Source organism: Mucilaginibacter sp. P4_G9 (assembly GCF_056400985.1).
Genome location: NZ_JBFUKF010000565.1, coordinates 1 through 2,543, shown reverse-complemented (window position 1 = coordinate 2,543; position 2,543 = coordinate 1). Strand labels below are relative to the sequence as shown.

2 protein-coding genes and 1 other RNA gene are annotated in these 2,543 nt (G+C 40.7%); all 3 read right to left on the bottom strand.

Annotated features, from left to right (window positions below; translation table 11 throughout):
• Window positions 1-15: 15 nt before the first annotated feature.
• The gene (locus tag AC1DPZ_RS25385) at window positions 16-657 is read right to left on the bottom strand and encodes a GNAT family N-acetyltransferase (RefSeq protein ID WP_477408726.1); all 642 of its coding nucleotides are present in this window, start codon (window positions 655-657) and stop codon (window positions 16-18) included.
• Window positions 658-1,101: 444 nt separating this feature from the next.
• Window positions 1,102-2,064 (bottom strand): YpdA family putative bacillithiol disulfide reductase, encoded by a 963-nt coding sequence (locus AC1DPZ_RS25380; RefSeq protein ID WP_477408724.1) that lies wholly within the window; start codon window positions 2,062-2,064, stop codon window positions 1,102-1,104.
• 168 nt (window positions 2,065-2,232) lie between these two features.
• An RNA gene (gene ffs / locus AC1DPZ_RS25375) (signal recognition particle sRNA small type) lies at window positions 2,233-2,331 on the bottom strand.
• Window positions 2,332-2,543: the final 212 nt, after the last annotated feature.

Genomic DNA, 2,543 nt, shown 5'->3' with positions numbered 1-2,543 from the left:
CCTTTTGCCTTTCACCTATTCCTGTCCTATGCGCTTCTTTATCGCGTTCTCAATCCGTTCAAGCAAAGTGGCTTTATGTGTAATGCGTTTCATTTTATCTTCATCCTGCTTTTGTTTTTCGGCGGGATCAAACAGCATGGCGGTGCACATGCAGTTTTTGCGATCCTTACTCATCAGTATGTCATAGTTAACGCAGCTTTTGCAGCCGGCCCAGAAGTTTTCATCCTGGGTTAGTTCAGAGTAGGTAACAGGCTCGTACCCAATTTCTGAATTAATGCGCATTACTGCCAAACCAGTGGTTAATCCGAATATTTTAGCGTCGGGATATTTTTTACGTGAAAGCTGAAAGATGGCATGCTTAATGGCTTTCGCCAAACCAACTTTACGAAACTGAGGGTTAACAATGAGGCCGGAATTGGCAACAAAGTCGCCATGGCTCCATGTTTCGATGTAACAAAAACCGGCCCAGGTGCCGTCTTTATGTAAAGCTATAACTGCCTTGCCTTCCAGCATTTTGTTGGCAACATATTCTGGTGAACGTTGTGCAATGCCCGTACCACGTGCTTTGGCCGATTCGGCCATTTCATCGCATATCATTGTGGCAAAATCTACATGCTGTGCTGTAGCAACCTGAATATCAAAATCTTGTATGGTCATTTAAATAGATATTACCGTTAAATTAATTGGCTTTTGATGCCTTAATAATTAGATGGCTTTTTTTAAAAGAAGTTTAATAACTCTTTTGTGGTGGTTCAGGACGAGAAAGTAATTCAAACCCGTGGCATATAGGGCCTTCGTCGGGGAGGGCAGCATAAAAAAACAGTTGAACCCAAAGCAGCGGCAGCCGGAGCAAATGTTGCTCTTATTGCGGGCTTATTTAAGCTTGGTTGATTCATTTTTTTTGATTGTATTACTGTGTTTTTAATTTGGGTGCAAATTAGGCCATAAATTTTTACTTATACAAGAAAAAAATGATTTAGTTGGTGGGAGTTAATTTGAAAATTTGAGGATTTGGAAATTTGAGGATCAATTATACCAGCTTAAGAAATTATTTAATAGGCGAATTAAGGTTCAAAATAACTCAATCAACCGCTCGCTCAATCAACCATTCACTTTTTTCACTATATCATTCAATATCATATCCGCATGTATGCGTGAGTTTTCAATAAACCATAAATGTGTATCCATTCCGCCGCAAACTACACCGGCGAGGTACAAACCGGGCAGGTTGGTTTCCATCGTTTCGTGATTGTATTGCGGGATAAATTTATCTTCGGACAGGACGATACCCAGCTTTTTCAGGAAATCGAAATTGGGTTTATAACCCGTCATGGCCATTACAAAATCATTGGGTATGGTGATGAGGCCATCGGCGGTTTTAATATCGACCTCATGCTCACGTACTACTTGCAGGTTAGCGTTGAAATATGCCTTGATACTGCCTTCTTTTATCCGGTTGATAATATCTGGCCTTACCCAGTATTTAACCCTGTTGCTAATCTCAGGTCCGCGCACTACAAGGGTTACTTCGGCACCTTTACGATAGGTTTCTAAAGCCACATCTATAGCCGAATTGCTTGAACCCACAACCACAACCTTTTGTGATGTATAATAATGCGGGTCGTGGTAATAGTGTTTTACTTTTGGCAGATCCTCGCCAGGAATATTGAGTTTAACAGCGATATCATAAAAGCCCGTACAAAGGATCACTTTTTTCGCGTTATAAGTTGCTTTGCTTGTAGTGACGGTAAAACCACCATCTTCGGCTTTTACATTGGTAACCTCCTCAAATAAATTTAAAGGCAGGTGGTTTGATAAAGCAACCCTGCGATAATACTCCAGCGCATCGTTACGGGTAGGTTTGTTATGAGCGGTTACAAATGGCACTCCACCAATCTCCAGTTTCTCGGATGTGGAGAAAAACGTCATGGTTGAGGGGTAGTTGTACAGCGAATTAACCAGGCAGCCTTTTTCAACAATAATAAAACCTAAACCTGCTTTTTGTGCTGCAAGTCCGCAAGTAAGGCCGATGGGACCGCCACCTATTATTAGTATATCGAGCATGCTGCGAAGATAGGCAGTTTTTAAGAGAGATTCGCGGTAGGATATAACCGCATTTAGAACTTTTTAATATGGAATAACGAATTTTGAATGTCGAATACCGATTTTTTGTTTGGCCAATATTCGGCGTTCGATATTATTACTTCCGGCCAGAAAAATATAGGCACAAAAAAAGGGTAAGCTACTTTTATCGCGCCGCTCAACTCTCTACCCTTGCTGTGTTCCCACCCTGGGGGAGTTCAAGAGGAGCTGGCCGTAAAAGACTTACCCCGGCGCAAATATAGAAAAATGATACGTTTTTGGTTAATAAATTGTTAAAAAAGGCTTAACTGCTGATAGCTAAGCTGATAATTTTGTAATTACTTCAATAACATATCATTTGAAGAATTGATGGCAAAGGTTTTTTGATTCTTTTAAATCCAAACTCATGGACTTTGAAAATAGCCTAAGAATATTTCGTAGCCTTTGCCACCGAGAGGTGC